The 8699-nt window shown below is 53.2% G+C and carries 4 protein-coding genes and 2 pseudogenes; 2 read left to right on the forward strand and 4 right to left on the reverse strand.

Annotated features, from left to right (window positions below; translation table 11 throughout):
* Positions 1 to 359 precede the first annotated feature (359 nt).
* Positions 360 to 1090, forward strand: a pseudogene (locus tag ACNKH6_RS11250) (IS5 family transposase).
* A 97-nt stretch (positions 1091 to 1187) separates the two neighbouring features.
* Here ACNKH6_RS11250 and ACNKH6_RS11255 read toward each other — a convergent pair.
* On the reverse strand, positions 1188 to 1601 hold the full coding sequence (locus ACNKH6_RS11255) for a hypothetical protein (protein ID WP_417915657.1): 414 nt from the start codon (positions 1599 to 1601) through the stop codon (positions 1188 to 1190).
* 467 nt (positions 1602 to 2068) lie between these two features.
* Here ACNKH6_RS11255 and ACNKH6_RS11260 point away from each other — a divergent pair, with 467 nt between their 5' ends.
* Complete coding sequence (locus ACNKH6_RS11260; RefSeq protein ID WP_417915658.1) at positions 2069 to 4756, forward strand: ATP-binding protein; 2688 nt, start codon at positions 2069 to 2071, stop codon at positions 4754 to 4756.
* A 112-nt stretch (positions 4757 to 4868) separates the two neighbouring features.
* Here ACNKH6_RS11260 and ACNKH6_RS11265 read toward each other — a convergent pair whose 3' ends face one another.
* The 3 genes and pseudogenes from ACNKH6_RS11265 to ACNKH6_RS11275 all read right to left on the reverse strand — a co-directional run bounded on the left by ACNKH6_RS11265 (position 4869) and on the right by ACNKH6_RS11275 (position 8552).
* A complete protein-coding gene (locus tag ACNKH6_RS11265) occupies positions 4869 to 7382 on the reverse strand; it encodes a hypothetical protein (RefSeq protein ID WP_417915659.1) in 2514 nt (837 codons plus the stop codon).
* 113 nt (positions 7383 to 7495) lie between these two features.
* Positions 7496 to 7672, reverse strand: a pseudogene (locus tag ACNKH6_RS11270) (Hsp70 family protein); the annotation flags it as partial.
* A 40-nt stretch (positions 7673 to 7712) separates the two neighbouring features.
* Entirely contained in the window at positions 7713 to 8552 is an 840-nt protein-coding gene (locus ACNKH6_RS11275) for a hypothetical protein (RefSeq protein ID WP_417915660.1), read from the reverse strand.
* Positions 8553 to 8699: the final 147 nt, after the last annotated feature.

The following is an 8699-nucleotide window of genomic DNA, read 5'->3' on the forward strand; positions in this document are numbered from 1 at the left end:
AAATTTAGAAACTGGCTGCGCTGGTTTGCTGACACAGTCATGGAGATTGCTTGCGCACTGCACAATTTCAGATTAAGATTCAGACCTTGGCAAAAAGTCAATGCCGATTGCTTGAAAAAAATCGATATAGTGTCTAATGAATCTTGAGATAAATACACATCAATCAGTAAGAAAGACTTCATCGCATAAAGAGAATATTCGATTTATATTCAACCCAAAGCTGCTAAACGATGATTATCAAATGCCTTCGGATGCCAAAGAAACCATCAAAGAGCACACCAATACGCTGCAATCTGACATCAAAAGATTTATAGCAATAGATAGGGCCTGTTAACACTGCTTGCCCGGTTAATAACTTTCTGTTATTGCTGGCCTGTGAAAAAACAGCCGACACTTTTCCGCATCAGAAAGGAAATGTCACATTTGACAACGTCACGATGTTGAACGAAATACTTTATATTCTTGAACATGGGTGCAAAGGGAGAGGAATTCCAGGTTATTTTGGTAATTGGCGCAGCATCTGCGCCCGCATGAGCCGCCGGAATAAAAATGGTACGCTTGACCGAATTTCCGCACGATTGCAGCAGGAACAGATGCCGTATGTCAGCACGGTCATTAAAGTTCATCCTGACGGAACCGGGGCATTAAAAAAACAGCTCTCAAACTGTTGGCAAATCCTGCGGCGGATGGACAGCAAAACTGCATTCAGCTGCCGCATCTGATCAATGCGCCGCATTTTTTCTCTTTCTCCCGGCCAGGCCGGAGACGCGCCGGAAGGCCGCAGGCTGCTGACGGTGCCAGGAAGGCTTCGGAACCATGCGCGATGATCATGGACAGGGCATATGAAGGCGATGAGACAAGAAAATTGGTCTCAGAGCCGACCTTTCCGCCTGTTGTGCCGCCAAAAAGCAGCCGCGCAGAACCTTGGGAATATGACAAAGAGCTGTATGAAAAACGGAATGAAGTCGGGCGGCTGTTCAGAAGGCTGAAGGGATTCCGCCGCATCCTCACCCGGTTTGACAAACTGGATGTCATGTTCATCGGGTTTGTCGTTTTTGCCTTGATTGTGATTGCAATCCAAGTCAAATAATGAGTGAAGTCAGTTGGCAGAATTATTCACTTTATGCAATATATTTTTTCAATTGACACAAAGGTTGACCAAGCCGCCAAGGCTCGGTCTCTTTGTGTCAATTGATCGCGGCAACGCAGTCGCCTTTCGTGATCACCGTCACGCCCGCCTCGCTGTATTCAATATGATCCGCAACAGCGCAGCCTGAGCTGGCAGATTCAGCCGTCTTGGCGGTGCAAGCCATTGACTCTCCTGCATTCAAGCTGTCCTGCTGACAGTTGACGTTCGCCAAGTGCTCGTCCGTCACCCGGACATTGGTCAGCGTGACTGTGCCGGTATTGGTCACTTTGTAGGCCCACGCATCGTCTGCCACAGCTTCCTTGCAGATGGCGATGTCCATTGCTTCCTTGGACGTGCTGGCCGCTGTTTCAGGTTCACAGGTGTTGTTCTCTCGTGCCGAGACGAGACTGGAAACAAGCAAAACGCCGCCCAGCAGAAACGGGGCGGCGAAAATGCGGAATGATATTTTCATAGTCTCTTTCTCCAAGGAAAAAGCAGCCATAGCTGACCGCCGCGCACACCATTGTCCGGGCTTTCCTCCGCGCCAGCCGTGCTGCCAGATGACTCTCTTCTTAATGATAGAGGAAAATATTTTTTTTGTCAACAGGCTTGGTTTAATTTTCTTTACCGGTTCAAAAAATTGTTCGACATGTCCGCCGCCGCAGTGCGCTGATCCGTTGCAGCACCGGCGGATAGGAATAATTGACAACGCAGGATTTAACAACTAATGGGATAGGTTCGCCATAAACTGTGAAGGGCAGATTGAGAGCGCGGTCAAAATGAAGAGCAGCTACAGGTTCATAATGCTGAGGACAGATGGAGAGAGGGCAATCTTGTTTGACTTCTGCTTTGCCCCATTATACAGTGAAGCTATAGGGGCTTCAACCGAGCCGCCGTCTTCCGCCCTCCTTCCTTGCTCTTCTTCCTTCTGTTGCTCGTATGGAAAGGACTCTTCGCTCTGATTTCAAGCACCTCCGCTGCTGGTGTCTGACCGCCTTTGTGTTCTGGACCGTGCTGCTCAACGGCTCGTTCGCCTTGTTTGTGCGCAGCGAATGGAACAACATCAATTTTGTCGGGCGGGAGATTGGCCTTGCCGCCATTTCCAAAGATCATATTTACCGGATATGGAATGCCCGCCAAGGCGGAGTATATGTGCAGGCAAATGAGAATTCGCCGCCGAATCCGTATCTCAGCAAGCTGCCTGAGCGGGATATCCGCACAGCCGACGGCAAGCAGCTCACGTTGATCAATCCGGCGTATATGACCCGCCAAGTGCATGAGCTTGAAAAAGAAGTTTATGGTGTCTTCACTGGGCATATCACCAGTCTGCATGTCGTGCGTCCCGGCAACAGTCCAGATGAATGGGAGAAGAATGCCCTGCGGCGATTTGAACAAGGAGAAAAATCTGTTGCTGAACTGATAACCACCGGCAAAGACCCGGTCATGCGGGTGATGATGCCGACGATCATGCATGAATCCTGCCTGAAATGCCATGCCGAAGACGGACACAAGATTGGTGAGATCCGTGGCGGTCTCAGTGCTGTCGTCCAGATGAAGTCGGCTGTCAGCCTGTTCACCAGCCAGTTCAAAACCAGCCTGATCTATCATCTCCTGATTTATCTTATCGGCGTATGCGGGATGACGATTTTCTATCTCCAAAGCAGCAGGCTGCTCAAAAACCGGGCGGAGGCGGAAGGAGCGCTTGCCGTGCAGGAGCAGCATTTGCGCGGGATTGTGGACAACATCTCCAACGGCATCGCCGTGTATGAGCTTGGCGCAAATGCGGAATTTCGGGTTAAACGGATCAACCCGGCGGGAATGCGGATCATTCAGTTAGACGAGAACGCAGACCCGGCGGGCAGAACGCCTGCCGAGATATTTTCCAGCTTTGCTGAGAGCGGCTTGGAGGCGGTGTTCCGCCGGGTGGCCGCCAGCGGCGTGCCGGAGCGTCTCTCGGTGGCCGCCTGCATCAACAGCAGCAGCCCGGTGCCGCTGCCGTGTTTGGAATACTACGTTTACAAACTGCCCACTGGCGAGATCGTCGCGGTTTATGAGGATGTGACCTCGCGCAAAAAGGCGCGGGAGCTGCTGATCCGCAAAACCGAGGAATGGGAAAGCACCTTTGATGCCATCCCGGACATTATCACCTTGCAGGATAAGGAGATGCGGATCATCCGGGCCAATCAGGCGGCGTTTGAATTTTTCCGCCTGCCGCCGGAAAAACTGCTTGGCAGAACCTGCCACAGCCTGTTCCGGGGTGCGGACCAGCCTTGCGAAGGCTGTCCCGGCCAACGGGCGATGCACGGCCTGAAAAAGCAGTGCGATGACATGGAGCATAAGGGCATTGGCCGCTTTTTTCAGGTCTGCGCCGCGCCGGTGCTGAATCCAGCAGGCGAGTTTCTTTATTTTGTGTATATCGCCCATGACACCACCGAGCAGAAAAAGCTGGAATCAGAGCTGTTCCAAGCCCAGAAAATGGAAGCGCTCGGCACCTTGGCCAGCGGCATTGCTCATGATTTCAATAATATTCTCGCCGCCATTCTTGGCTACACCGAACTGGCAAAAATGGAGCTGCCAGAGGGCAGCAATGCGCGGAACGATTTGGACCAAGTGATCATCGCCTGCAACCGGGCCACCGAGTTAGTCAAGCAGATACTCACGTTCAGCCGCAAAAGCGAGCATCACAAAAAACCGCTGCGGATTTATTTAGTTGTCAAAGAAGCTGTAAAAATGCTGCGTTCTCCTCTGCCCGCCAACATTGGCATCCGCACCGAGATTGATGAGCACAGCGGCTTGGTGCTGGCTGATCCGACCAGCATCCACCAAATGATTTTAAATCTCTGCACTAACGCCTCACAGGCCATTGGCGACAAGCAAGGCTGGATAGAGGTCAGCCTCCGCCAGCTTGAGCTGACCGAAGCGCAGTTGGAGAAGCATCCCTGTCTGCCGCCGGGCCGCTTCATTGTCCTGACGGTGCGGGACAACGGCTCCGGCATGGACGAAAAGACGATTTCGCGCATTTTTGAGCCGTACTTCACCACCAAAGAACAGGGCGCGGGCACCGGTCTTGGTCTGGCAGTCACGCACGGTGCGGTCAAACAGTGCGGCGGTTTTATTGAGGTGGAGAGCGAATTAGGCAAGGGATCGGAATTTCGTATTTATCTGCCAGCACTGGCCGAAGAGCACAGCGACACGCCGGAGCTTGAGGAGGGTTTTCCACTGCCGGGCGGCACTGAGCGGATCCTGTTTGTTGATGACGAGCCGTCCATCGTGCATATCAGCGAGGCTGTTTTGAGCACGCTCGGCTACACGGTTGTCACTGAAACCGAAAGCCCTGCCGCCTTGGCGCGGTTCAAAGCTGCGCCTGCCAATTTTGATCTGCTGATCACAGATCAAACCATGCCGGGCCTGACGGGCAGCGAGCTGGCCAAGGAAGTGCTGAAGATCAGACCTGAGCTGCCAGTGGTGCTGTGCACCGGCTACACCGCCTCGTTGTCTGAAAAGGATGCGACAGCCATTGGCGTGGCCAGATATGCGATCAAGCCTATTAGTATCGGCAAATTAGCCGCGCTGGTCAGAGAGGTGCTGGATGAGCGGAAAAGGCAGCAAGCTGCTGGACGGCATTAGAGCCTGTTATTTTACATCAGTTGCGACTGCAAGACTCTAATCATAGCCGCTGATATGTCGAGGCGGTATTCCAAACGATCTGCCTGAAACACTCTATGCGGACTGATCGTGTTCACGCATAGCTGACCGAGACCTGCATTGTCCCCGCAGGAAGATACACGTGTTTGCCATCTGTCATTGCGGGCATGCTGCTGTTCTCCATGACTGCTGCCGTGACCCGCGCTCCAAAAGGACAGCGGTACACATAGCTGACAGACTGCGCAGGTGCTTCGTCAATGGTGATGCGCACGCTCTTGGTTGCAGGCGCATGGGTCAGCGTGTAGCCGAAGGTGCCGCCAAAGATGGTCGGTGCCTGTTTGACAGTTATGGTGCGATTGCCGCTTTCCAGCCACTGCGGCATCACTCCAGGCGCGATGAATATCTTGCGGTCATGATCTTCATCTGCCTCAAAGAAGAGGATGTCACGCAGGAGCATCATGAACTCCGCGCAAGCCCATCCGTGCGGAATGTCCCCCATGTACCACCACCCACGCGCCGGGAAGGAGCGAAAATCTGTCTCGACCGGCAGGCAATGCTGCTCGTTCCATGCTCCCTGCACCACATCATACATTTCCCCGGTGGAGAAACTGCGGGTCACCTTGGCATAACCTGCATTGCCGACAGTCCATTGCAGGCAGGCATCCATCCTGTCCGTGTCGCCGGTCAGGAGAAAGGCATGGGCTAATTGCAGCGTGAGATACGGGCCAAAGCAGTTCCACGCTGATTCATGATAGAAACCGCCGTTGCGGACAAAGATGTGCCAGATGGTTTCCAAGGTCATGCGGGCGGCATAATCAATGTCATCACCGAGCTTATTGTTCATGTGCAGCCGACAGGGATGAAAATAGGCCAGCGTGCCGATCATGGTTGAATCATCCCGCCGCACGTCGCCAGGGCCGGTCGGGATGTAGGTCCGCCACTCGCCCTGCCGCCGCTGCTCATTCAGCAGCCAGCGGATGGAGTCCGCAGTTGCTGTTCTCAGAGAATCGTAGATGCTCCACAGCTCGTTCTTCTCTGGGGCATTGATCCGCTCCGCCAGCTTGGCGGCTTCATACAGACCGGCAATGCCCCAGAAGTCATCCCAGTAATGCGGCTTGTCCTTATCACCAATGTGCTCGGCGCTCCAGCCGCTGTGCAGGAGACCATAGGCGCTGCGGTTGTCCCGCAGCCAGCGCGCTCCCTTGATGATGTAGGGATAAAACATGCCTGCGCCAAAGCTGCCGTTCTGAATGCGGTCAAACTTGCCGATGGCCCAGAGTGCCTGACCGTTGCTGTCCCATTCCCGGTCATTCTTTTCATGCTCTCCCCCAAAGAAGCCATAGGTGGAGCATGGGCCGATCCAGTCGTCTTGGAGATTGAACTTGTCAGGGTAATGTTGATAATACTGCCGGTGCGCCAAGTTCGCATCACCCGCCAATGCCGCTGCGATGCCTTCAATGGACGAGTCGCGGATCCAGAAGTCGTCATAAATGGTTGGGCCGGGATGAATCTGACCGTCATCCGACAAGATGAGCAGATTGGCGCGGCAGATGCGGTGCAGATCAAACAGATGACTGACCACTGGAGGCAGACTGGCCTGCATGCCATCCTGATCCAGCTTGTTCCGCCAGAATGCCTCATTGCTCTGCTGGAGTTCAGCGCGGGAGGCTGCTTTCAGGGCCGCCAAATCGCTCCCGCTGAGATAGTCGTCCACCGGCAGCCGGATATCCACCTCCTGCGTCTCCGCATTGCCTGCTGTGAAATCCAGCTCCCACGCAAAGACACCTGTGCATAAGCCGGCAATGTAGTCTGTCGCAACCGCAGCACCATTTAACGCACCATTGTTCTTCAAATCATCAAAGGGTCCATGTGCAAGATAATGGCTGGGATCATCGCAGGTCGAACCATTGCCATACACGCCGAAATGATCAGGCGGCGTTTGGAAGACCGGACCAAAGGTGTTCTGATTGATCTTCACTTGACTGCTGTTTTGAAATTCCAAATGAGACAGCAGCTTGTCAATCTGCCCGCGTCCAGCGCGGTCATGCCGCTGAAAGCCTGTTGGCCCAAAGGGCAGCACTGCCACGCAGAACCAGACCTTCCCAAGAGGCGCGGCAGCTCTGCGGCTGATGCTAACATGCGAGAGCACCATGCTTTTCTGGTTGTCTCCCACCACATGCGCCGAAATGGACTGCGCCACATCAATGCCAACAGCAGCTTGCCACGTTGTCTCCAGCACCGGCAGATAGTTGTCCTTGAACCTCTGATGCAGCGGCCCGGAATCAGGACTCTGGGGAAACCATAGTCTTTTTGCCGCCGGATCAAAGAGAAAGAAGCTCAGGCAATACTTGTCGTATACCGGTTCTATTTCTCCGCATTGACCGACGAGGCTTTCCTGGCGGTAGTCCTTCACGCCCACCATGTTCCAATAACGGTAATTGGCATTGGAGGCGAAAGCGCCTTCTTTGGTGTCGAACAGGCCGCTGTCAAAAGCATCCGACCAGCGGCGGAAATACATCTGCACCCACCACGGCAGAGGATAGTCCGCCTGTTGCGTATGCGCCCGCCACATCAGTTCATAAAACATCCATTCATGACGCTGCGCCATGCTGCTTCTCCCAAAGTTGGATTGTTTTGCCGTGCTCGCACATGTCAATTAGATTGAAGAACAAAGCGGCTTCCCGCAACTCCAAGACCGCCTGCATCCTCAGCGGCTTGTCCGTGCTGGCGCAATGCGGACGCGGCGTGCAGCTCCGCGTCCTTCTTCATCTTCTCAATCTCGGCCTCGCTCAGGCCCGAAGACGCGGTGATCGGATGGAGTGCTCCTTGTTCGTGCCCAAGTCTTTGGCCGACACCATTCGCGTCAAGGTCAAAGGTGACTTCGATCTGCGGCACGCCACATATGCACAGGTTAAAGTTGGCCGATTAGCAATTAGAATTAGGCGATTAGATTCCAACCAACCCTATAATATCCGTGGTTATCTCCCCCAGGATTATCAATGTGGTAAATGACCAAATCCTTCAGGCCATTCCTGTCGATATCCGATACAGCAATACCACCACCTTGATTTTCCCAACCAAACCAACCTGGAACAATTCTGACATCAGACCAGCCTCCGGTTACGTCACCTGCCGCATTGAGACTCCAACCGATCCGATAGTAACCATGATTATCGCCACCAGGGTTGTCAATATGAAAAACAATCAACTCTGGTTTGCCATCTCCATTTAGATCGGCAATGGCAATACCACCACCTTGATCTTCTGAGCCGAACCGTCCAGGAATAGCTTTAATGTTAGACCATCCGCCAGTCACATCTCCGGCAGCATTAAGATTCCAGCCAATACGATAGTAACCGTGGTTCTCACCACCAGGGTTGTCGATGTGATAAACAATCAAATCCTGTGAACCATTGCCGTTGATGTCTGCAAGTGCAACCCCAGCACCTTGATTCTCCCAACCAAACCACCCCGGCACAGCTTTGACAGGAGACCAGCCTCCGGTCACATCACCAGCCTCATTGAGATTCCAGCCAATACGATAATAGCCGTGATTATCACCGCCAGGATTGTCCACATGGAATACCAGCAGATCAACAATGCCATTGCCGTTGATGTCTGCAAGCGCGACACCAGCTCCTTGATCTTCTGCCCCAAACCATCCAGGCACAGCCTTCACTGAAGACCAAGACTGCGCTATCCCAGAATTATCTAAGTTCCAGCCGATTCGGTAGTAGCCATGATTTTCTCCTCCTGGATTGTCGATGTGAAATACCAAGAGGTCTGCACGCCCGTTTCTCGATATATAGCTGAAGCACTATAAAATGACACCATACTGAACCACACAAAACAGATGGCCTATTCAATAGATTTTCGTCGGAAGGTTTTGGAGATTAAAGAGCGGGATGGCCTGAGTTTGGAGGAG

Source organism: Candidatus Electronema sp. JM (genome assembly GCF_048287415.1).
In the GTDB taxonomy this organism is placed as follows: domain Bacteria; phylum Desulfobacterota; class Desulfobulbia; order Desulfobulbales; family Desulfobulbaceae; genus Electronema.